Origin of the sequence: Blautia schinkii (assembly GCF_013304825.1) — a bacterium.
In the GTDB taxonomy this organism is placed as follows: domain Bacteria; phylum Bacillota; class Clostridia; order Lachnospirales; family Lachnospiraceae; genus Blautia_A; species Blautia_A schinkii_B.
On the sequence record NZ_JAAWUO010000007.1, the window covers coordinates 20,027 to 44,074 of the forward strand.

Annotated in this window: 17 protein-coding genes, 3 tRNA genes and 1 other RNA gene; 4 read left to right on the forward strand and 17 right to left on the reverse strand. The window is 45.2% G+C overall.

Annotated elements, in window-relative coordinates; genetic code table 11:
- Positions 1-14: 14 nt before the first annotated feature.
- The 4 genes from HFM85_RS06785 to HFM85_RS06800 are packed head-to-tail and all read right to left on the reverse strand — an operon-like array spanning position 15 to position 5,349.
- Entirely contained in the window at positions 15-1,550 is a 1,536-nt protein-coding gene (locus HFM85_RS06785) for a Ppx/GppA phosphatase family protein (protein WP_173737625.1), read from the reverse strand.
- Between the two features lie 32 nt (positions 1,551-1,582).
- Positions 1,583-2,899, reverse strand: a complete 1,317-nt coding sequence (locus HFM85_RS06790; protein ID WP_173737643.1) for an ATP-binding protein — start codon at positions 2,897-2,899, stop codon at positions 1,583-1,585.
- A gap of 25 nt (positions 2,900-2,924) precedes the next feature.
- Positions 2,925-4,055: a prephenate dehydratase gene (pheA, locus tag HFM85_RS06795; protein ID WP_173737624.1), complete on the reverse strand. Its 1,131-nt coding sequence runs from the start codon at positions 4,053-4,055 to the stop codon at positions 2,925-2,927.
- Positions 4,048-5,349 (reverse strand): bifunctional folylpolyglutamate synthase/dihydrofolate synthase, encoded by a 1,302-nt coding sequence (locus HFM85_RS06800; RefSeq protein WP_173737623.1) that lies wholly within the window; start codon positions 5,347-5,349, stop codon positions 4,048-4,050. The genes pheA and HFM85_RS06800 overlap by 8 nt, the downstream gene beginning before the upstream one ends.
- Before the next feature lie 137 nt (positions 5,350-5,486).
- Here HFM85_RS06800 and HFM85_RS06805 point away from each other — a divergent pair, with 137 nt between their 5' ends.
- The 3 genes from HFM85_RS06805 (at position 5,487) to HFM85_RS06815 (ending at position 7,314) form a co-directional block, all read left to right on the forward strand.
- Positions 5,487-5,888 carry a putative ABC transporter permease gene (locus tag HFM85_RS06805; protein ID WP_119240172.1) on the forward strand — a complete coding sequence of 134 codons (402 nt, stop codon included), beginning with the start codon at positions 5,487-5,489 and terminating at the stop codon, positions 5,886-5,888.
- Positions 5,889-5,959: 71 nt separating this feature from the next.
- On the forward strand, positions 5,960-6,883 hold the full coding sequence (gene pyrB, locus HFM85_RS06810) for an aspartate carbamoyltransferase (RefSeq protein WP_173737622.1): 924 nt from the start codon (positions 5,960-5,962) through the stop codon (positions 6,881-6,883).
- Entirely contained in the window at positions 6,877-7,314 is a 438-nt protein-coding gene (locus tag HFM85_RS06815; protein ID WP_173737621.1) for an aspartate carbamoyltransferase regulatory subunit, read from the forward strand. The genes pyrB and HFM85_RS06815 overlap by 7 nt, the downstream gene beginning before the upstream one ends.
- 90 nt (positions 7,315-7,404) lie before the next feature.
- On the opposite strand, the gene rnpB is transcribed toward HFM85_RS06815, so the two are convergent.
- The 10 genes from rnpB to HFM85_RS06865 all read right to left on the reverse strand — a co-directional run bounded on the left by rnpB (position 7,405) and on the right by HFM85_RS06865 (position 16,524).
- Positions 7,405-7,756, reverse strand: an RNA gene (gene rnpB / locus HFM85_RS06820) — RNase P RNA component class A.
- A gap of 94 nt (positions 7,757-7,850) precedes the next feature.
- The gene (selD, locus tag HFM85_RS06825) at positions 7,851-8,885 is read right to left on the reverse strand and encodes a selenide, water dikinase SelD (RefSeq protein ID WP_173737620.1); all 1,035 of its coding nucleotides are present in this window, start codon (positions 8,883-8,885) and stop codon (positions 7,851-7,853) included.
- Positions 8,886-8,893: 8 nt separating this feature from the next.
- A complete protein-coding gene (locus HFM85_RS06830; protein WP_173737619.1) occupies positions 8,894-10,561 on the reverse strand; it encodes a nucleoside kinase in 1,668 nt (555 codons plus the stop codon).
- A 25-nt stretch (positions 10,562-10,586) separates the two neighbouring features.
- Entirely contained in the window at positions 10,587-11,369 is a 783-nt protein-coding gene (locus HFM85_RS06835) for a Nif3-like dinuclear metal center hexameric protein (protein WP_173737618.1), read from the reverse strand.
- Positions 11,356-12,084, reverse strand: coding sequence for a tRNA (adenine(22)-N(1))-methyltransferase (locus tag HFM85_RS06840; protein ID WP_243873832.1), 729 nt, complete (start codon positions 12,082-12,084; stop codon positions 11,356-11,358). Before HFM85_RS06840 ends, HFM85_RS06835 begins: the two co-directional genes overlap by 14 nt.
- Entirely contained in the window at positions 12,077-13,204 is a 1,128-nt protein-coding gene (gene rpoD / locus HFM85_RS06845; RefSeq protein ID WP_173737617.1) for an RNA polymerase sigma factor RpoD, read from the reverse strand. Before rpoD ends, HFM85_RS06840 begins: the two co-directional genes overlap by 8 nt.
- 39 nt (positions 13,205-13,243) lie before the next feature.
- Positions 13,244-15,037 carry a DNA primase gene (gene dnaG, locus HFM85_RS06850; protein ID WP_173737616.1) on the reverse strand — a complete coding sequence of 598 codons (1,794 nt, stop codon included), beginning with the start codon at positions 15,035-15,037 and terminating at the stop codon, positions 13,244-13,246.
- A 19-nt stretch (positions 15,038-15,056) separates the two neighbouring features.
- A complete protein-coding gene (locus HFM85_RS06855; protein WP_173737615.1) occupies positions 15,057-16,067 on the reverse strand; it encodes a deoxyguanosinetriphosphate triphosphohydrolase in 1,011 nt (336 codons plus the stop codon).
- Positions 16,068-16,327: 260 nt separating this feature from the next.
- Positions 16,328-16,412 (reverse strand) — tRNA-Leu (locus tag HFM85_RS06860).
- A 27-nt stretch (positions 16,413-16,439) separates the two neighbouring features.
- A tRNA-Leu gene (locus HFM85_RS06865) sits at positions 16,440-16,524 on the reverse strand.
- Positions 16,525-16,778: 254 nt separating this feature from the next.
- Between HFM85_RS06865 and HFM85_RS06870 the strand changes: the two genes are divergently transcribed.
- Positions 16,779-21,878, forward strand: coding sequence for an MBG domain-containing protein (locus HFM85_RS06870; protein WP_173737614.1), 5,100 nt, complete (start codon positions 16,779-16,781; stop codon positions 21,876-21,878).
- A 190-nt stretch (positions 21,879-22,068) separates the two neighbouring features.
- Here HFM85_RS06870 and HFM85_RS06875 read toward each other — a convergent pair.
- The 3 genes from HFM85_RS06875 to HFM85_RS06885 all read right to left on the reverse strand — a co-directional run bounded on the left by HFM85_RS06875 (position 22,069) and on the right by HFM85_RS06885 (position 24,045).
- Positions 22,069-22,153 (reverse strand) — tRNA-Leu (locus HFM85_RS06875).
- A 212-nt stretch (positions 22,154-22,365) separates the two neighbouring features.
- Positions 22,366-22,692 (reverse strand): cupin domain-containing protein, encoded by a 327-nt coding sequence (locus HFM85_RS06880; RefSeq protein ID WP_118062612.1) that lies wholly within the window; start codon positions 22,690-22,692, stop codon positions 22,366-22,368.
- A 129-nt stretch (positions 22,693-22,821) separates the two neighbouring features.
- A complete protein-coding gene (locus tag HFM85_RS06885) occupies positions 22,822-24,045 on the reverse strand; it encodes an LL-diaminopimelate aminotransferase (protein WP_173737613.1) in 1,224 nt (407 codons plus the stop codon).
- Between the last annotated feature and the right edge of the window lie 3 nt (positions 24,046-24,048).

Sequence of the window (24,048 nt, forward strand, 5' to 3'; positions counted from 1 at the left end):
CAAAACCTCCTCCGTTATGCTCTGCCTTTCCGCTTCATTACAAGCCGGATTCCGAACACTGACTCAAAAAATTCCGTCTTATCTTTCAACAAGCCAAGTTCTAGGGAAACATCTTTCACAGAATCTATGATCAGATAAAGGGTTCTGTCCTTCAGCTTCACATTGAGAGCCTTTACCTTCTGGTAGTGGCTTCTGTCCATAGCATTAGCCAGCCTCAAAATTGCCGCCAGCTTGGCAGTCAGAAGATACTCTTCCCGGCTCATGGCAGTCTCTCTGTTGATCTCCTCATAGCAGCCAAACTCCTTTGTATTATACCTCACCACACTGGCAATCACCTGACGCTCCTCAGTGGAAAGCCCGATGATCTCCGTTGCCATAATGATCTGGTATGAATATTCTGCCACATCCGTCATACTGATATATTTTCCGCAGTCATGAAGGATCACTGAGATCTGCAGGAGAAGTCGCTCTCTTTTTCCCATGCCGTGAATCTTTTTTGTGCTGTCAAAAATATCCAGTGCCAGGTCACAGGTTCCTGTAAGATGATTCTTTCCGCTGGAATAGCGTCTGGCAATGTTTCTGGAAGCTACCAGGATATCATTTTCGAAATTGTGGGCACTTTTCAGATATTTGTTTTTTTCCGAATAATCGTAAGCAATTCCATCTAAAAGGGAAACTCCAGGTATCCACAAAGCTTCTGCCTGAAAAAGTTCTATAAAATTACGGATGATGACCATATTCGGAATGATCAGGGAAGCATATTCCGGCTCCAGCCCCATAGAATCCGCAAGATCATAATCTGACATATTTACGATGGAGTCATACTTCTTCAGAAACTCCGTCTTTGTGATTATATTTTCCCCGGATTTCTCCTGGAATATGGTATCTGTGAGAAAATCCCCCATCAGGATCAGATTGGAGATTTCTTTGTCCTTCAGATAAAGTCTCTGAAAGCTCATGAGATCGTTGCGGATAAATTCCTCTACCAGCCTGTCATAATGTGGAGTTGTTTTCTCCAGGTCTTTCAGCCGCTGTCGGATACGAAGGCTTCCCATACGAATACTCTGCGTCAGCACCAATGCGTCCTTATCAAATAGTGATACCTGCAGGTTTCCACCTCCGATATCCAGGATTGCTGTGCCTTTCTGAATAGCTTTTTTGAAGCCGGATTCAATAGCTGCAATGGATTTATATCCGAGAAAATGCTGTTCCGCATTGCTTAAGATCTCCACCCTTATACCTGTTCTCTGATATATCTGCTCCAGAATGATCGTCGGATTCTTAAGCTCGCGGAGCGAACTTGTTGCACACGCACGCCAGCTTTCCACCCCAAAGTCTGCCATCATGCGTTTAAAATCATTCAAAATCTCGCACAGCTCGTCTACAGTCTCCATCTCCAGACGTCCTGCTGCATATGTTCCCCGTCCCAGCTCCAGCTGGTAACGGACATCATTAATTTCCCTGAAGCCGATTCTCCTGGACATTTCAAATATCTTCATGCTGACTTCATAGGATCCTATATCAATTGCCGCAAAGGTTGTCACAGCCATAGTTCATCATCCTTTCCCCCAACACGGGTGGACTATTTCTTTTTTTCTTCCTCTGTTCCCACAATATAATCTATAAACTGCTGCGCAGCACGTCCTGTCAGGCCTCCGTGAGAAATTTCCCACTGGTTTGCCTTAAGAAGAAGCTCATCTTCCGGCATGGTAACTCCATAACGGGCTGCCAGTGTCCGGACGATTTCCTGAAACTGCTTCTTATCCGGCTTTCCAAAGTAGATGCGGACACCAAAACGGTATACAAGGGAAAGCTTCTCCTGTACTGTATCAGAGGAATGCAGATCATTGTCATCTGCGATCTCCAGCTTGTCAGTTGCGCGCTCGCGTACAAGATTACGTCTGTTGCTCGTTGCATAGATCAGGACATTATCCGGTTTCTTCTCAAGTCCGCCCTCGATTACTGCTTTCAGATATTTATACTCGATCTCAAATTCCTCAAAGGAAAGATCATCCATGTAAATAATAAAACGGTAATTACGGTTCTTGATCTGGGCGATCACCTCATTGAGATCCTGGAACTGATGCTTGTAGGCCTCAATAATACGAAGTCCCTGATCATAATACTGATTCAGGATACCCTTGATGCTGGAAGATTTACCGGTTCCTGCATCACCGAAAAGCAGACAGTTGTTCGCCTTTCTTCCCTGGACAAAAGCCTCTGTATTATCGATAAGTTTCTTTTTTGCGATCTCGTAGCCTACCAGATCATCGATCTTCACATGTGCAATTCTTGTGATCGGCTGGATCTCTACCTTGCCATCCTCATCATGTCCGATACGGAATGCCTTGTGAAGACCAAGCTTACCTACACCAAAATCCTTATAAAAAGCAATCATATCATCCATGAATTCCTCAGTTGTGGAAGCTGCTGCCAGTGTCTTGCTCATCTGGCAGATACGGTCACGGATCCTTGTATTAAAGAGCTTGCTGTTCTCATCCGGTGTCTGATAATCACAGATTACCCTGCAGCATGCGGTTCCAAATACTTTGTCAAAAACAGTGATGTCGAAATCGTACAGCTCTTTGAATATCCGGAAATCATTTTTTGCAAGGTCATTGATGCTGCCTTTGATGGCTCCGCGAATCTCACTTGCCATACTGAATGCATTTTCATGATTTACCAGAAGGAACGTAAGATATGTATGCCAGATATTTCCGGAAAATCCGTACATTCCTGCCAGTTCCACCAGTCCGTTCACACACTGAAAAAACTGATTCGCTTTTGCCCTGAGAGCTTCCTCATCGGACTCATAAAGATTGATAATCTCCGCCATATTGTCCAGTATCTCACCGTCTGAAAAATCACGGTAAAGGATACATTCCTGAATTCTTGCCAACATAATAATCTAACTCCTCTGTATCTTAATAATTTCCAAGTACGCGAAGCACATTCGCCTCCGCTTCGATTCCTCTTAACGCATTCTCCACTGCACTCTCACCAAGTCTTCCCGTAAAATCAACAAAGAATCGGTATTCCCAGGATTTTCCGGGAATCGGACGGGACTCGATCTTTGTCATGTTCAGTCCGTTGTAAATAATGTGGGAAAGCATATTGTAAAGAGTTCCGCTTTCATGAGGCAGTTCAAAACAGATACTGATCTTTCCGGCTTTTTCCTCATATTCCGGCTTTCTGCTTACAATGATGAAACGTGTGGAGTTCGCTTTTTCCCTGCAAATGTTTTCTGCCAGGACTTTCAGGCCGAACACCTCACCTGCTTCACGGCTTGCGATAGCTGCAACGCTCTTGTCACCTGTCTCACTGACCATCTTGGCTGCTCCTGCGGTGTTCTCCACTGCTTTCTTTTTCCAGGATGAATGCTCCTCCAGAAATGCCTTGCACTGTGCAAGTCCCTGGGGATGGGAGCAAACCTTTGTAATATCACCAAGTTCTGCATCCGGAAGCCCAAGAAGCACATGATCCACACGAATGATCTGCTCGCCTACGATATAGAGCTTATATTCCATGAGAAGATCGTAGATATCAGCCACAATACCTGCGGTGGAATTCTCAATAGGAAGCACTGCGTAGTCTGCCTTTCCGTTAGTTACATCCTCCATGGCTGTACGCCATGTTTTTACATGGTAGCTTTCAATCTTTTTACCAAAGTACTGACGCATTGCTGCATAGCTGTATGCACCTTCCACGCCCTGAAAAACAACTGTGGCATTCTCAAGAGGAACGTGCTTTACAGTTGTGAAATTACGCTCTCCGTAAATTCCGTGCTCTGTCAGAAGCTGGTACTGTCTCTTGCGGCTGATTGCCATGATCTGGCGAAAAAGCTCCTGCACGCCAAGACTGTTGAACTCTCCGTGCGCCTTTTCTTTCAGTGTGTGGATCTTCTGACTCTCACGAACCGGGTCCAGAACCTGCTTGCCTGTCTTGATCTTATATTCAGCGACTTCTTCACTCACCTTCATTCGTTTTTCAAAGAGACGCACGATCTCGCTGTCAATCTCATCGATCTCGTCTCTGTATCTTTCCAAATCAGTCATTATTTCCTCCGTTATGTTTCTTGATAATTTCTGTAAGGTCTCCCAAAAATGCCAGAGAACCAAAAGCAATGATCACACCCTCTGTTCCTGCCAGATGATAAGCCTCTGCCACTGCCGATTCAATATCATCATATGACCTTACATCCGAATGGAACTCCCTCACTGCATCTGCCAGCTCCCCGGGGGACAGTGCTCTGGGATTATCAGGTGCCGCGATAGTCAGAATGGTATCTGCGTACTTCTCTGTTTTCCGGATGACTTTGCGGTAATCCTTGTCACGAAACATTCCCATGATGTAGATAATCCTTCTGCCTTTAAAATACCTCTCAACAGATGCTGCCAGCATATCTGCCGCAGCAGGGTTATGTGCTCCGTCAACAACAAAATCCGGCTTCGTTCCAAGAAGTGCGAATCTTCCAGGCCAAGTGGTGCGTTTCAGGCCATCCTGCCTCTGCTCCTGTGTTGTGGGATATCCCTGCTCATTCAGGATCTCCAGTGCCCGGAGTGCTGCCACCGCATTCTCCTTCTGGTATGCACCTGCCAGGGATATCGTGTACTTCTCTCCTTTATAAAGAAAAGTCTGTCCTGTCATAGATGCTTCCAGAACTTCCGCGTCATCCCGGTCAGCCACCTCGTATGGTACATTCTGTTCCTCACATATTCTTCTGATCACAGCTTCTGCTTCCGGCTGCTGCTTCACTGTTACCATATGACTGTCCGGCTTGATAATGCCGGCTTTTTTCTCTGCGATTTCACTCAGGGTATTTCCAAGAAATGCCGTATGATCCATACTGATAGATACCAGAATGGAAAGAACTGTCGTACGGATTATGTTGGTGGCGTCCAGATCGCCGCCCATGCCAACTTCCATTAATACAATATCGCATTTCTCATCCTGAAAATAAAGAAATGCGGCTGCTGTTTCAATTTCAAATACTGATGGATGCGGTTTGCCTTCCTTCACAATGTCATCGATCACTTCCGCGATCCTTGTCACATATGCTGCAAATTTCTCTCTGCTGACAGGCTCTCCGTTTACTTCCATCCTCTCTCTGTAGGAATAGACAGCCGGTGAAATATATCTTCCGACCCGGTAGCCTGCACCTGATAAAGCGGAATACAGATATGCGATCACAGACCCTTTTCCGTTGGTTCCTGCTACATGAACATATTTCAGTTCATCCTGCGGATCACCAAGACGCCTCATCAGCTCCCTCATATTATCCAGTCCCAGAACGATGCCTTTCTTCAGTTCTGCGGCTCTGATATAGGCGCGACTTTCTTCATAATTCATTGTCTGTTTCTCCTTCCGCGTGTGTTTCGTTCATTATAAACCACACGTATATTTTTTTCAAGGCAGGGGATACTATTAAAGATGCTTTTCCATGTTAAATGTGTGTGAAAAATTTGCTTACGAGAAGAGGTTTTGGTATGCAAAAGAAGGATTTTTTTCTGTGCGGTTTTACAGGCTGGTGCCTGGAAATCATCTGGACCGGACTGCACTCTCTTTTTACCGGTCACTTTACCATGATGGGAAAAACATCTCTTCTGATGTTTCCGGTGTACGGTCTGGCCGCTGTCATCCGCCCTGCCTATCATAAGCTTGCCCGTTTTCCGGTTATGATACGCGGAGTTTTCTACAGCTGCGGGATTTTTCTGGTGGAATTCCTAAGCGGTTCTTTTTACCGGAAACTTCATATCTGCCCCTGGGATTATTCTCATGTTCCGCTGCAATATAAAGGCGTGATCCGACTGGACTATGCACCTCTGTGGTTCATCACCGGTCTTTTCTTTGAATGGCTTCTTCGACAAAATCCTCGGAAATCATCTTGAAAAACTCACGTTTATATATTATGATATCTGGAAGGGAATCTGATTTTCCAGTAAATAATTGGAGGTACAACATGAGACATTTAATGAGTCCGTTGGATTTCTCGGTTGAAGAGCTTGAGAAGCTTCTGAATCTCGCCGATGATATCGGGAAAAATCCTAAAAAGTATGCGCACACCTGTGATGATAAAAGGCTTGCGACACTGTTTTATGAACCAAGTACACGTACACGTTTAAGTTTCGAGGCAGCCATGATGAATCTCGGAGGAAAGGTTCTTGGTTTTTCTTCTGCCGATTCCAGCTCAGCATCTAAGGGCGAGAGTGTTGCCGATACCATTCGCGTTGTTTCCTGCTATGCAGATATCTGTGCTATGCGTCACCCGAAGGAAGGTGCTCCGCTTGTAGCTTCTATGGCATCCAATATTCCGGTGATCAATGCTGGAGATGGTGGCCACCAGCATCCTACTCAGACATTAACTGATCTTTTAACTATCCGTTCCCTCAAAGGCAGACTTGACAATATCACGATCGGTCTCTGTGGTGATCTGAAATTCGGACGTACTGTCCATTCTCTGATCGAGGCACTGGTGCGTTATGAGAACGTAAAATTCGTCCTGATCTCTCCGGAAGAGCTTCGTATCCCAAGCTATATCCGTGAGGATGTACTAAAGCGCAACAATATCGAGTTCGTCGAGGAGGAACGTCTCGAGGACGCACTTCCAGCTCTTGATATCCTGTACATGACCCGTGTTCAGAAGGAGCGTTTCTTTAACGAAGAGGATTATATCCGCATGAAAGATTTCTATGTTCTGGATAAACAGAAGATGGAACTTGCTCCGAAGGATATGTATATCCTTCATCCGCTTCCGCGTGTTAATGAGATTTCTGTTGAAGTGGATTCTGATCCGCGTGCCGCTTATTTCAAACAGGTCCAGTATGGTGTTTATGTCCGTATGGCCCTGATTCTTACATTACTGGAGGTGGAACTGCCATGTTGAACGTAGGTGCTCTTCGTGAAGGTTATGTCCTGGATCATATCAAAGCCGGCAAGGCAATGACTATCTATCATGACCTGAATCTGGATAAGCTGGATTGTACTGTAGCTATCATCAAGAATGCCCGCAGCCAGAAAATGGGCAAAAAAGATATCATCAAAGTAGAATGCCCGATCGAGGATCTGGATCTTGATATTCTTGGTTTTATCGATCACAACATCACTGTAAACATTATTAAAGATGAGAAGATCGTTGCAAAAAAAGAACTGAAGCTGCCGAAACAGGTAGTGAACGTGATCAAATGCAAGAATCCCCGTTGTATCACTTCCATCGAGCAGGGACTGGATCAGATTTTTGTTCTTGCAGATGAGGAGAAAGAGATTTACCGCTGTAAGTACTGCGAGGAGAAGTATAGAGGAAAACGTAATAAGTAATTGACTGTATAAAAAAAGCAGCTGACATTCTGTAAATCAGTTTCGATTGATTCATGGAATACAGCTGCTTTTTAATTAATGTGCTTATTATACGCAGTCAGACCGATAAGCCGGGTTATGTCGTTGAGTGATCATCTATCTAGGCCTTCCGTTGCCAGAAGGCTCCAGCGACCTACCTGAAAGCACGACGGGCCGCCGTATGGCTTTCTTCTCGGTCTTGCTTCGAATGGAGTTTACATGTGCCCGCTCTGTTACCACAGCGGCGGTAGTCTCTTACACTGCCTTTCCACCCTTACCTCGTATAAACGGGGCGGTTTATTTCTGTTGCACTGGTCTGGGAGTTGCCTCCACCGGACGTTATCCGGCATCCTGCCCTGTGAAGCCCGGACTTTCCTCGTCTGAACCCTTTCGTCTGTTCAGCCGCGATCACCTGGACTGGCTGCGCAGTTGATATTTTAGCACAGGTATACAGACTTGTAAAGCCGGAATTTTTTCAGAACACCCGCGCTTCCATCCCATTAGGAGCAGCAACACGATTATCTAAGTTCCAGCGTCCACTCCTGTCTGTCTGTTACTTCTCCTATTACCCCAGCCTGCAGACCTGCTGCATTTAATTCTTCCATAATATATGGGACATCTTTTTCCGGAACTGCTGCCAGCAAACCACCGGAAGTCTGTGGATCAAATACCACATCTTCTTTCCAGAGCACTGCTGAACTTTTCACTCCGGTTTTATTGGCATATTCCCGGTTTCTGTAGGCTCCTCCCGGAATCAGTCCCATGGACGCATACATCTCCACATCCGGAAATAACGGCAGCTTCTCTGTGTCTATCACAATGGTCCTGTCACTGGCTGCGGCCATTTCTGTGGCGTGTCCGCCGAGACCAAATCCTGTTATGTCTGTGCAGGCATGAATCTCAAATTTCCGGAAAGCTTCACAGGCTGACCGGTTCAAAAACTTCATGGAGGCAAGTACTGCTGTTCTTGCTTCTTCTGATACCAGGTCTGCTTTGATAGCTGTATTTATAATTCCTGCACCAAGCGGTTTTGTGAGGATCAGTTTATCCCCTGTCTGCGCCCCGTAATTTTTCCAGAATTTCTTCGGATTCACAAATCCCGTTACGCTAAGCCCGTACTTAGGTGTATCATCCTGAATAGTATGTCCGCCTGCAAGAACTGCTCCTGCTTCCATCACCTTGTCGGCTCCACCACGAAGGATTTCTCCAAGGATCTCCACATCCATATTTTTCGGAAATGCCACAATATTCAAAGCAGTTTTCGGCACTCCCCCCATAGCGTACACATCACTCAACGCATTGGCTGCTGCGATCTGTCCGAAATCATAAGGATCATCTGCTACAGGAGTAAAAAAATCCAGTGTCTGGATCATTGCCAGATCATCAGAAACTTTATAAACGGCGGCGTCATCCGAAGTATCTGTCCCAACCAGAAGGTTTGGATCACAGAACTTCGGCAGATTTCCAAGAACTCCGGCCAAAGTCCCCGGTCCAACCTTTGCCGCACAGCCACAATTGGGAGCCAGTTTTGTCAGTTGTACTTTCTTTTTCATAAACCCTCCTATACATTAAAGCAACTGCCGCCAATAAACTCCCTGAGCAGCGAATTAAACGGAACTCCCTCACATGGCACCGGCACAAAATAATCCAGGAATTTCAGAAGTCTCTTCGCTTCCTGATATTCCGGTTCATTTTTGTCAATTCCAAAAAGCAGCGGTTCTGCATAAACTTTCAGGCAGGCCAGCTCATACACAAGAGCAGAATTGAACATTACATCTGCTTCTTCCTGGAACGGGAAGATGTTCTGCTCCTCACCTCTTCTTACAGACGGCCATCTTGCAATGGTCTCTTTTGCAGAAGTTCCACGTGTGCGCGCATCACGGACAATTCTTCGAATCAGTCTTCCATCTGTAGTCGGAATACGGTTATGCTCATCAATATTCAACTGGGTCAGTGCACTGATATAAATCTTGAATTTACTCTCTTTGGGAAGCGCATAACTCAGTTTGTCATTGAGTCCGTGAATTCCCTCGATCACCAGGATATCTTCCTTTCCAAGCTGCAGTTTATCCCCTTTATATTCCCTGAATCCGGTCTTAAAATTAAAGGTCGGAAGATCCACTTCTTTTCCTGCAAGAAGATCCAGCATGTCCTGATTGAACTGTTTGATATCGATTGCTTCCAGGCACTCATAATTCTTTTCACCAAATTCATCCAGCGGCGTATGCTTTCGGTCCACAAAATAATTATCCACAGCAATGGGATGTGGTCTCAGCCCATGTGCTGAAAGCTGAATCGATAATCTGTGTGAAAAGCTTGTTTTTCCGGAAGATGAAGGCCCTGCAATCATCACAAATTTCACATTTCCTCTCCGCCGGATTTCCTCCGCAATCGAAGAAATCTTCGCCTCGTGAAGAGCTTCCTGGATCAGTATCAGACTCTGTACACCTTCTCTGGTGATCCGGTCATTGAGATCTCCAACTGTAGCAACCTCCAGTTTATCTCCCCACTCTTCTGATTCCTTCTGCACATGAAAGATCTTATCCTGTGGCTCAAAAGGCTCCAGAATATCCGGACTCTTCTGTCGCGGAAGGATCAGTACAAATCCCTCATCATAAAGCTGCAGGTCAAAATACTGCACATACCCGGTATCCGGTGCCATAAATCCGTAAAAATAATCCTCAAAATTCTCAAGACTGTAGATATTCACCTTTGATACCCGACGGTAACGGAACAGCTTCTCCTTATCATACATATGATGCCTGTGGAACATGGAAATTGCATCATCTGTGCTGACACTTCGTTTACAGATCGGTATCTTCCGGTCAACAAGTTCACGCATCCGCATTTTCACCTTATCAATCAGTTCCTGATTCAGTATTGCACTCCCCTTCATGGTAAAATACAATGCATTTCCGATGGAATAATGAATCACAACATGATCCACATTCTCCTTTCCAGCCACATCAAAGATCGCTTTCAAAAGGATAAAAACAGCACTACGCCGATATGTTTTTCGCCCTGCGCTATCTTTCGCAGTGATAAAACCTACGGTACAGTCATGTCTCACCTTCTTATGCAGCTCACGGAGCTTTCCGTTCTCAGTTACAAGAATTACCGGATACTCTGTTGTACCCTCATAATCTTTAACAATCTCGGAATAAGAAGTCATCTTGGGATATTCTTTTGTCTCTCCGTTTATGGTCACTTTAATCATCGTCAGTTCCATAACGATCACCTCCACAGGCTTATATTTATAAAACAATATATGGATTTTTCACGCTGGCGCAAGTTGTCTTAAGCTCCGGAAAGGCCTCATTCAGTTCCTTTGCCATAGCCTCCGCAAAAATATACTCCGTTCCGTAATGTCCTGCATCTACAATAGCCAGGCCCTCTGCCATGGTATCGATCGCAGTATGATAATCAATATCACCTGTCACATATACATCCGCTCCTGCTGCCATCACATCACGGATCATACTCTTTCCGCTTCCTGTACAGATCGCCACCATCTCGATCTTCCGGTCAAGCTCTCCATAAACTCTCACATCCGGAAGTCCGTTGCATTTTTTTACATATGTTCCGAATTCTCCGAGAGTCATCGGATACGGCAGTTTTCCAACTCTTCCAAATCCCTCCGGCTGTTCCCCGGACTCATCAGTAACAGTGAGTACTTTTGTTTCCTGAAGCTTCAGATAATCTGCACTTAAATCTGCCATACCGATCACATCATAATTGGTGTGCATGGCAAAATACGGAATATCCTCACGGATCAGACGCAAAATCTTTCTTCCCGTAAATGTATGGTTATTGATCTTCTTGATCCCGGAAAAGATCATCGGATGATGAGTGAGGATCATGTCTGCCCCTGTTTTCACAGCCTCATCAAGGACAGGCTCTGTGAGATCCAGTGCAAGAAAAATATGCGAAATTTCTTTCTGGTCATCTCCTACCAGAAGACCTACATTATCCCAGTCTTCCGCAAACCTTTGCGGATGATGTTCATTCAGCCATTCGATCAGTTCATATACTTTCATATCGTTTCAGGGCTGACTTTATCAGCTCCATTTCCTCCTTTACTTCAGCAAGGCGGGCTTTCGCAGATTCAGATGGCGCACTTAAAAGCCCCGCCAGGATTTTTTCACGGATTGCTGCCTCCCGAAGAAGATATTCCTTCAAAACAGGATGACATTCCCTCAGAAGAAGGGGGCCAAACCAGGCTTCTTCCTCTGTATATGAGATTTTTTTCCCGGATTCATTACGCACAGCTTTCATCATAGGATAGAATTTCCCATCTTCCTTTATCATTTCCTCGCTTACGATCTCCCAGCCGATCTCAGCAAGAAAATGCCGGAAATGAGGAAGGTCCGACTGAGGCTGCAGGATCAGTTCCTGAAACCCCTCCCGGACCTTCACTCCATCATTTAATATCCTCTCCATCAGAGGACCGCCCATGCCGGCGATCACAAGGGAATCTCCCTCTCCCGGCTCCATTTTCATAAGCCCGTCGCTTAAACGGGTCTCTATGTAGTCTTCAAGGCCATAACGGGAGATATTTTCCCTGGCTCTTGAAAGCGGTCCCGGACGGACATCCATGGCAATGGCCGACGGTACTTTCTTCTTACTGACAAGATAGATTGACAGATAGCCATGGTCACATCCTACGTCTGCCAGTCGGTTTCCTTCTGTTACCATATTGGCAATAGCCAGAAGACGCATGGAAAGTTGTGCGGATATATTATTTTTAGTCAAGGTAATCCTTCAGCTTGCGGCTGCGGCTGGGATGACGCAGTTTACGCAGAGCTTTCGCCTCGATCTGACGGATACGCTCTCTTGTAACGTTGAATTCTTTTCCAACTTCCTCAAGAGTTCTGGCACGACCGTCATCCAGTCCGAAACGAAGACGGAGTACCTTCTGCTCACGGTCTGTCAGCGTGCTTAATACCTCTACCAGCTGCTCTTTGAGAAGTGTAAATGCAGCTGCATCTGCCGGAACCGGAACATTATCATCCTGGATAAAATCACCAAGATGGCTGTCTTCCTCCTCGCCGATCGGGGTTTCCAGAGACACCGGCTCCTGGGAGATCTTTAAAATCTCACGTACACGGTCTACCGGCATGTCCATCTCCTCTGCAATCTCTTCCGGCGTAGGTTCACGTCCAAGCTCCTGAAGCAGCTGACGTGAAACGCGGATCAGTTTGTTGATTGTCTCAACCATATGCACCGGGATACGGATGGTACGTGCCTGATCAGCGATGGCTCTTGTGATGGCCTGACGGATCCACCATGTCGCATAGGTACTGAACTTGTAGCCTTTTCTGTAGTCAAATTTCTCAACAGCCTTGATAAGACCAAGATTTCCTTCCTGGATCAGGTCAAGAAAAAGCATTCCACGTCCTACATAACGTTTCGCAATGCTGACAACAAGACGAAGGTTCGCCTCTGCCAGACGCTTCTTGGCAGCCTCATCACCTTTCTCCATTCTCTTCGCAAGCTCAATCTCCTCGTCTGCGCTTAACAGGCTGACTTTACCGATCTCTTTCAGGTACATGCGGACAGGATCCTCAATGCTGACACCCTCCGGAACAGAGAGGTCGATCTTATCAAGCTCTACCTCTTCCTCATCATCCATACCTTCCATATCTATGTCGTTATCAAGGAGGAGTTCGTCACCACCGTTATCTGTGATACGGAGAACGTCCACACCGCTGGCCTCCAGAAAATCAAAAACCTTCTCCATCTGTTCGACTTCCAGTGGGGAATCCTTGAAAAAATCACTGATCTCCTGATATTCCAGCACATTCTTTTTCTTTTTTGCAAGTTCAAGAAGCTCTACAAGTTTCTCGCTGAATTTTGCCATATTCATTTCCATAGGTGCTCTATACCTCCATATAGTGTTTATATTTTATCCTTAATTGAAAGAAATATGCAGCTGCTGCCGCTTTCTTCCAAGGTCTTCCAGTTCTTTTTTTGCTTTTATCAGTTCCTGAAGCCCTGCCATATCAGCCGGATTCCAGGTACGGTTCTTTTCTTTCAGACTTTCTTCCTTAATCCGGAGAAGTGCATCGGAAAAAGCCCTCTGCTGTTCTCCCTCATTCTCCAGATGGATCGTTGCGTTAAAAAGCGATGCTACCTCTCTCTGCTCCTCACTGTCTGTGAACGCATTAAGAAGTTTACCGGGATTGATCTCTCCCTCTTTATGTTGATCAAACAGCATCTCGGCAACCTGCTTATACAGCGGAACCACAAAATCTGACGGTGATATATATTTCTCCACCTGTTCAAAAATCCCAGGATAATTCACAAGCCAGGTCAGCATCAGCTTCTGGGCTTTATCTGCAGCAGATTCCTTCTTCTTTGTCTCAGGTATTCCGGATTTCGGCTGAATCCTTTTCTCAGCAGGTGTTCCTTTCATGGCCAGGGTATTAACTCGTTTACGGATATCCTCCGTTCCCACGCCATAACGGCCATATTCCTTCACAATTGCTTCTATATAAAGATTCCTCTCCAGTTCATCAGAAAGTTCCAGAAGCATCTGGGCGCACCGCTCAAAAAACTGATTCTGTCCCTGCGGTGCATCCATTGCAAAATCCTGCTCTGCAACATGCACGCGGAACATAAAACTGTCTGTCGCCTGATTAAGCCGCTCTTCAAACGCCTCCGCCCCTTCATTCTTAATAAACTCATCCGGATCCTTCCACGGTTTCAGGCTTACTACCCTGGACGTCACACCCGCCTCCCGAAGGATCGGAATCGCACGGAGCGCAGCCCGGATACCTGCACCGTCACTGTCATACAGAAGAAGCACTTCCCTGGTATAACGCTTCACAAGGCTTGCATGCCCGGATGTCAGTGCTGTTCCAAGGGACGCTACCGCATTGGTAAAGCCCGCCTGGTGCATGGCGATCACATCCATATATCCCTCACAGAGGATGAGATAATTCTTCCTCGTCGTCCTTGCCACATTCAGGCCGTACAGGTTACGGCTCTTGTCAAATATCTTCGTTTCCGGCGAGTTTAGATATTTCGGCTTACCCTCTCCCATGACACGGCCTCCGAAACCGATCACACGGTTGTTCACATCCATGATGGGAAAGATCACACGGTTCCAGAACTTATCATACATTCCCCGCCGCTCATCCACATTAAACAATCCTGATTCACGGAGAAGTTCATCACTGTATCCTTTGCCCTTGAGATATTTATACAGATCATCACTGTACTTATCTGAATATCCAAGACCGAATTTTCGGATCGTCTCCTCGGAAAGCCCCCTGCCTAAAAGATATCCATAGGCTGTCTTTCCGCTCTCTCTCCTTAACTGATAGTAAAAATACTGCGCGGCCAGCTTGTTGATCTCCAGAAGTGTTGCCCGCTGTTCTGCTTTTTCTCTTGCTTCCCTAGAATATTCGATCTTCGGAAGTTTCACGCCTGCCCGGTCAGCCAGGTGGGAAAGTGCCTCTCCAAAAGAATAATTCTCATATTCCATGACAAAATTGTATACGTTTCCTCCTGCTCCGCAGCCAAAGCAGTAATACATCTGCTTGGATGGTGTTACGGAAAAGGAAGGTGTCTTCTCATTATGAAAGGGACACAGTCCAAAATAAGTGCTTCCCCTTCTTGTCAGTTTCACATACTGGGATATCACGTCTACAATATCATTTTTCATCCGGACCTCTTCTATGATGTCATCTGAATAACGCATATTTATCCCTCTTTTCCATTTAATAGACCTCCCAGCATTTCGGTATGTAGAGTTCCCTGAATTTCTTCATGGAATACTGGTCTGTCATTCCCGAAATGTAATCACATACAGCCTGTTCTTTGGGAACGCCCCGGCATTTCGCCAGTTCCCTGTATTCCTCTGGCATGGCTTCCGGATGGTCTGTATAGTATTCATATAATTCAGTCAGCATCTTCATTGCCCGCTCTTCTTCCTTTTTAGCCACCGGATTCTCATAGACATTCCGGAACATCAGGGAGCGAAGATCCATCATCGCCTCATAAACATCTGGCGACATGCTGATGCTGTCCTTATCCAAACTGTTCTCTATAATATTATGTACGAAAGTATTCAGCCGTTCTCTCGTGGTATAGCCCAAAAAAGTTCTCATTGTAACAGGAATATCATCTTCTGTTATAATTCCCGCTCTCTGGGCATCGTCCATATCATGATGGATATAGGCAATCTTGTCAGAAAAACGCACTACCTGTCCTTCCAGCGTGGACGGTTTCCCGCTGGTGCGGTGGTTCTTCATCCCATCTCTTACTTCCCAGGTAAGATTCAGTCCGTTTCCATTCTTCTCCAGTATTTCCACGACCCGGACGCTCTGTTTATAGTGGGCAAAGCCTCCCGGATGTACCTGCTCCAGAGCCTTCTCACCGGAATGTCCGAAGGGCGTGTGCCCAAGATCATGTCCAAGCGCAATAGCTTCTACCAGGTCCTCATTTAACCGAAGTGCCCTAGCAATGGTCCGGGCGATCTGGGATACCTCCAGCGTATGTGTCAGCCGGGTCCGGTAATGATCTCCCTGAGGTGCCAAAAATACCTGTGTCTTATCCTTCATGCGTCGAAAAGCCTTGCAGTGAAGAATTCTGTCTCTGTCTCTCTGGTACGCAGTCCGCACATCGCATTCCTCTTCCGGTCTGTCCCGGCCTCTGGTATCTGTGCTGTGAGAAGCAAATGGGCTTAAAAGCTCTTGTTCTCTTAGTTCCATGCTCTCCCTGATATTCATAAGCATTTCCTCCACAGTCTGACAAACAGCGGCGACAAAAATACCCTCTATTAATTATATTCTACATAAAATCGCAAATTCCTCTTTTTTCAAAAAAAATTCAAAAAACATTGGGTTTATCGTCCGATACGAACTGAAGATGTCCAAAATTCTTATATTGTATATAAAACGGGCACAAATACTGTAAGGCATTTGCCCTGCGCTTATATAATTGTATAGCCAAAAACAGAGCTGCTATTCGCAGCTCTGCCTTAAAGTCATGCGGAAGATGGGACTTGAACCCACACGAGCGCAATGCTCACAAGATCCTTAGTCTTGCTCGTCTGCCAGTTCCGACACTTCCGCATATCGCATTTCATTGGAAATTTCCAATGCGGAAGATGGGACTTGAACCCACACGAGCGCAATGCTCACAAGATCCTTAGTCTTGCTCGTCTGCCAGTTCCGACACTTCCGCATGACCGCATTTCCTTGGGATTTTTTATTTTCTCCCTCGCGACAAGTGATAGTATAGCAAAGTGGTTTCTATATGTCAACACTTTTTTTCAAAAATTTCATAATTTCTGATTCTGTTGCAATTTCCTGTTTTTTCTGCCTTTTTTCTGCCTTTTTTCTGCCTTTTCCAACATTATTCGAGCATATTTTTCTTCTTTGTAGTAAAATATAATTGGATTTTATATCCGCTTATATCTAATCTGTAAGGAGGTACATATGAAAAACAAAAAAGCACAGATACTGTCGATTTTTCTTTCTGCCTGCATACTTGGCACTTCAGCTCCTGTCAGTGCAGCTGATCTTTCCTCAGAGCTTTTTTCTGCGGATGATATCACTGATACAGAAGCACCTGCAGATACTTCCCAGGATCAGCCAGCAGCAACAGATGAAGCTTCTTCTCCCGACAGCCCAGACACCCTGGAAGAACCAGCCGATGACCTGCTCCAGTCACCCGATGATCCTGCACCTGCTGAAAACGGAGCAGATGATCCTTCCGCAGATAGCACTGATCCTTTCAGTGCCGGCGAAGAGGATGATTTTTCCGATTCCAAGGGAAATGATGATTTTTCTTCCGGAGAGGCAGAACAGGCTCTGGCCGGTATCCTGGATGATTCACTGGAAACTCAGATGGCCCGAAAAAGAGGCACTGCTGCTGAAGCAGATATCCCGATATCTTCTTCCGTCTCTACCACATGTACGGTATATAAAGGCAGCAACCTGGAGAGCCAGAATTATACTAACTGGTCTGCACCTGTGGAATCTTATCTTACTACAAGTCCGGATGGTTATCTTATGCGCGTTCAGAGCGGAGCCATTGATGGCAAGATCCTGATCGAATATTACGACTCCGGATACAATCTAAAAAAGACTATGACTCTGGATCTTCCGCTTCCTGAATTTGGAGGTTTTTACGAAACCGGTGATAATTATTATATTCTCACCGGTCAGAACAATACTGAAAAAGACAACAACAAAGAAGTTTACCGTGTCTGCAAATATTCAAAAACCTGGCAGGCTTTAGGTTCCTGCGGACTTTTTGGTGCCAATACCACCTATCCTTTTGATGCAGGTTCTGCTCGTATGGCTGTAAACGGAAAATACCTTTTTGTCCGCACCTGCCATGAAATGTACAATGGCCACCAGGCTAATGTGACTTTTTCCGTGGATACTTCCAATATGTCCATTGCTGATTCATTTACAAGTGTTATGAATACAGATCTCGGATATGTCAGCCACTCTTTTAACCAGTTTATCCAGATCGACAACGGTACACTTCTGGGTTCAGATCATGGCGATGCCTACCCACGTGCTATTACAGTCCTTCAGTACCGGACCGATATCAGCAACGGATCTTTTGTCCCACAGAGAACATGGGGTTCCAACACCGACACCTGTAAGGAATTTGATCTCATGACTTTCCCAGGCTCAATCGGAAATAACTATACCGGTGCATCTCAGGGTGGCTTTGAATATTCTGATTCCTCTTATCTGGCTGCCGGAAACTATGACGCAGATGATAATTCCAGAAATGTTTTTGTAGCTTCCGTTTCAAAATCCGGCGGAACTCCTGTTGTACGGTATTTTTCCAATTACGCAGGCACCAGTGACAGTGCCACCACTCCTCATCTGGTAAAAACAGGCAGCAACAGTTTTGTGCTTCTCTGGTCCAGTCAGGGCTATGTTTACTACACAGCGATCGACGGAACCGGCCAGCAGGTTGGCTCCACTTACAAGATGGCCGGAAATCTTTCCGACTGTGTTCCTTCTATTATTAATGGTAAGCTGATCTGGTATGCATGGAAAAACAACCATAACACATTTTATGAGATCAATCTTTCTGATCTCTCCTCCAACCATGCAACAAGAATTGAGAATGGTCATAAATATGTATACGGAACAACTGTCGAGAATAATCAGGTAGATAAAACCTGCCGTGTATGCGGAATCACTTCCAAGGCAGCAGTTCCAACAAAAATTTCCGCCTATATCACCCCTTCCAATTCCAGCTACCATACACTAAACGGAAGTGAGTTTCTTACAAAAGATCTCACTTACACAGTAGACTGGTCAACCTGGTTTTCCGGTGATTCCGGTGATGACTATCTGTCGGACTGCACGATCTCCTGCTCAGACAACAGTATACTCACTGTACAGCAGACAAGCAACAGTGTTGCAGTGATCACTCCGAAAAAATCAGGAAAAGCCATTCTTACCATACAGTCCAAATATAACCCGTCCGTTGTATTTACTTCTGAATTGTATGTGGACATGCTGAGTGAAGATGTTTTCACCTTTTCTCACGGCTATATAGGATATTACGATGGCACAAAAAAAGATCCTGAAGTCAAAATATATCGTTCCGGCCTTACTCTGACAGAAGGTACTGATTATACAGCGACTTACAAAGGCGATCAGGTCAATGCAGGCACTTTCACTGTAACATTTACCGGAATCGGAAAATATACCGGTTCTGTTACAAAAAAATATACCATTCAGCCAGCCAGAATCTACAGCAGCTCTACCACTTGTACAATTTCTCCTGAAAACTGTATTTATGACGGCAAGCCTCAGGAGCCAAATGTGGTCATCACAGACCATGGAAAAGCACTGACCCGCGGCAAAGACTATACGGTGGAATATCAGAACAACACTTCTATCGGAAGAGCCCGTGCCGGCATTACAGGTATCGGTAACTATTCCGGCTATTTTACCACAGCTTTTTATATCAATCGGGGAAGCATCAGCAACTGCGACATTACCCTTTCTGATACTTCCCTCACTTATGATGGTACAGAAAAAAAGCCCCTGGTTACTGTTAAATGCAACGGCAACACCTTAACAGAAGATCAGGATTATCATCTGTACTACCGCAGCAATACCAATGCCGGTACTGCTTCCGTTACAATTTCCGGTACAGGAAACTTTTACAGTTCCGCAAGCAAAACTTTCCAGATCGAACCTGCCGATATCAGCAAATATACAGCGACTCTTTCCCAGGATTCTTTCAGTTATGACGGTTCTGAGAAATGCCCGGATATGACGATCACTAACGGAAATACAAAGCTTACATATAACACCGATTATTCTCTTTTCTATAAAAATAACGTAAACACCGGTACTGCTTCCGTCACTGCAACAGGTAAGGGCAACTATACCGGCTCTGTTACAAAAACTTTCCAGATCAAAGCCAGTGACTTCAGCAAATGTGATATACAGCTTTCTGCTTCCTCCTTCACTTACGATGGTACAGAGAAAAAGCCGGAGATCACAGTTAAATCCGGCAGCAAATTACTGGTTTCCGGTACTGATTACGCAGTTTCCTACAGCAATAATATCAATGTCGGTACTGCCTCTGTTGCTATCACCGGCAAGGGAAAATATTCCGGTACTATAACAAAAGCTTTTTCAATCAATCCAGCTGACTTTACCAAGGCTTCCGTTACGCTCTTTGCTTCCTCCTTCACATGGGATGGCACGGAGAAAAAACCGAGTGTTACAGTTAAGATTGGCAACAGGCAGCTCACTGCAAACACTAACTATACTGTTTCTTATAAGAACAACGTAAGCGTTGGTACTGCTTCCGTTACCCTCACAGCAAAGGGAAATTACACAGGTTCTGTTTCAAAGAACTTCTCGATTACCGCCGCTGACTTTGCAAAAACTTCCGTTTCTCTTTCCGCCTCTTCCTTCACCTATGATGGAGCAGAAAAGAAGCCAGGGATCACTGTAAAGAATGGCAGCAAACTGCTTACCACAAACACTGACTACACTGTTTCTTACAAAAATAACATAAACGCTGGTACGGCTTCTGTTACCATCACCGGCAAAGGCAGCTACTCCGGTTCTCAGACGAAAAACTTTACCATTAATCCGGCCGATTTTACCAGAACCACTGTTTCTCTTTCTGCTTCTTCCTTCATCTATGACGGTGCAGAAAAGAAACCGGAAATCACTGTCAAAACCGGAAACACACAGTTAACGCTCAACAAAGACTACACCATTTCCTACAAAAACAACACAAACGTAGGTACTGCTTCTGTCACTGTCACAGGCAAGGGCAATTACTCCGGTTCTCAGACAAAAGACTTTACCATCACTGCCGCTACTTTCACCGGTGTGACTGTTACACTTTCCAATTCAGCCTTTACTTATGACGGCACGGAGAAAAAACCAGGTGTCACAGTGAAAGCAGGCAGCAAACTGCTCTCAGCTGATAAAGATTACACCATTGCTTACGCAAACAATATAAACGCAGGCACGGCCTCTGTTATCATCACAGGCAAGGGCAGCTACTCCGGCTCCACAGCCAAAAGTTTCACCATTAATCCGGCTGACCTTTCAAAAGCCTCCATTACGCTTTCCGCATCCTCATTTATCTATGACGGAACCGAAAAGAAACCGGAGGTCACAATCTCCATTGGCCAGAAACATCTGTCAGAAGAAACCGACTATACTCTTTCATACAAAAATAATACCAATATCGGAACCGCTTCTGTCACTGCATCCGGAACCGGCAATTATACAGGCTCCATCTCCAAAACTTTCAACATTGCCGCCACTGACTTAAGTACTGCAGATGTAAAACTATCCGCTGCTTCCTTCACTTACAACGGAAAGGCCATTACACCATCTGTCACAGTCACCTGCAATGATAAAGCCCTGACAAACGGTACCGATTACTCCGTTGCTTACACCAGTAATATCAATGCTGGCACTGCCAGAGTAACGATCACAGGCATCGGAGCTTATTCAGGTGTCAAAACTGTTACCTTCCGGATCAAACGTGCAAAAGCTACGCTCACTCCAACCGCAGCAGCACTCACACTGACACAAAGCAGCCGCAAGACAGCAGTGATCAAGCGTAAAAAAACCGATGGAAAGATATCCCTGAAAGCTTCCAACAGTAAAATCGTAAAGATATCCGGAACCAGCATCATTCCGTTAAGTCCGGGAAAGGCCACTGTTACCATCACTGCAGCACAGGGCAAAAATTACAACGCTGTTTCTGCGAAAATCAGCATCTCTGTACGCCCGCTTCCTGTCAGCAGTCTTTCTCTGAAGTCCTCAGCAAAAGGCCAGGCAACTGTATCCTGGAAGCAGGTAAAATCCATTACCTCTTATCAGATCCAGTACAGCACTGCAAGCAGCATGAAGAGTGCCAGAACGATCACAGTAAAAGGCGCCTCAAAATCAGCAGTTCTGAAAAAACTGACCAGAGGCAAAAAATATTATGTTCGAATCCGCACAGTGAAAACAGTGAGCAAAAAGAACTATTACTCTACCTGGAGCAAAACAGCTTCCGTAAAAGTAAAATAATCAAACACCTAAACATCTAAAAACAAAAGCACCGTATCACAAACAGGCCGGAATATTCCAGACTCCGCGATACGGTGCTTTCTCTATATACTTTTCGACAAACAGATAAAAGTGGACACATTCGGTTAAAGCACAGACAATACATATAAAAAAAGAACCGTGATCTCTCACCGTTCCCACTTTCATAAAATGCGGAAGATGGGACTTGAACCCACACGAGCGCAATGCTCACAAGATCCTTAGTCTTGCTCGTCTGCCAGTTCCGACACTTCCGCATATCGCATTTCTTTGGGATTTTTTATTTTCTCCCTCGCGACATGTGATAGTATAACAAAGGTGTCTCTATATGTCAACACTTTTTTCTAAAAAATATATAAAATATTTTTTATTTATACAATTGGTACATTTCGTTCAATTATAAGGGGCCGCCTTACCAAAAAGGCCGCCCCTTATCATACTTCTGTTTTCTATATTTCGTCTATATGAATCAGTCAAAGATAATCAGTGCCATAAATACAAGATCTGTCTCTCCTGTATTTGTAAGACCATGTCCTTTTCCATCTGGTGTGATGGTAATATCACCGGCTTTTACCGGACGTTTTACACCGTTATCATCGTACTCGCCTTCACCACTTAAGATATAGTAGGTTTCTGTCTCGCCATGATGCTCATGGTATCCGAGAGAACAGCCTTTCTCAATAGTAACCTGTGCGTAAAGTCCGCATTTTCCTTTCAGCTCATCTCCCTCAAGAATGTCTTTGATGATCACATGACCTTTACCGCCGCACATATTTTCTACTCTTCTGATACCCATGATAAAATCCCCTTTCGTGATTGCGTAAATTGTGAATTTTTATAAACCCAGACTCTCTGCGGTCTGTGCTTCACTTCCCGTACAATTATAAACGATATGATGAATTTTCGCAATCCTCATTGTTATAGATTACAGATTTTTAATTCTCTCAATTGCTTCCAATGTATTCTCATAGCTTCCGAATGCAGTCAGACGGAAATATCCCTCGCCGTGTGCACCAAAGCCTGAACCTGGTGTTCCTACGATGTGTGCTTTCTCAAGGAGATAATCAAAGAACTCCCAGGAAGTCATCTGATCCGGTGTTTTCAGCCAGATGTATGGAGCATTTTTTCCACCGGATACGGAAAATCCTGCTGCAGAAAGTCCCTCAAGGATAGTCTTTGCATTACGCATGTAATAAGCGATCTGCTCCTTCAGCTGTGCTTTTCCCTCCGGAGAGTAAACAGCCTCACCTGCTCTCTGTACAATGTACGGAGCACCGTTAAACTTGGTTCCGTGGCGTCTTGCCCAGAGACTGTGAAGCTCTGCGCCATCACGCACCAGTTCCTTCGGAACAACAGTAAATCCAAGACGGACGCCTGTAAAGCCTGCATTTTTGGAAAAGCTTCGAAGCTCGATGGCACAGGTTCTTGCACCCTCGCACTCATAAATGCTGTGCGGAACATCCTCCTCAGAAATATATGCCTCATATGCTGCATCATAGATGATCACGCAGCCGTTTTTGTTGGCGTAGTTGACCCACTCCTGAAGAGCAGCCTTTGTGATAGCACCGCCGGTAGGATTGTTAGGGAAGCAGAGATAAATCAGATCCGGTACTTCATCTGCCGGGATCTCCGGAAGGAAACCATTCTCCTCTTTGCAAGGCATGTAGATCACGCCGTCAAAGTTCTCTCTCTCCTTGTTATAAAGACCAGTACGTCCAGCCATAACGTTGGTATCTACATATACAGGATAAACCGGGTCGCAAACTGCAACCTTGTTATCCAGTCCGAAGATCTCCTGGATGTTTCCGGAATCGCTCTTTGCACCGTCAGAAACAAAGATCTCATCTGCGCTGATATCACAGCCTCTGGAATGATAATCATTTTTTGCAATGGCACTTCTTAAGAACTCATATCCGAGATCTGGAGCATATCCGTGGAATGTCTCTGCATGTGCCATCTCGTCTACTGATTTATGAAGGGCATCAATAATCGCCGGCGCAAGGGGCTGTGTCACATCACCGATTCCAAGACTGATCACAGAATCCTTAAATTCCGGATTGGCCTCCTTATATGCGCTTACCTTCTTTGCGATATTGGAAAACAGATAGCTTCCCGGAAGTTTTAAATAATTCTGATTTACTGTAACCATAGT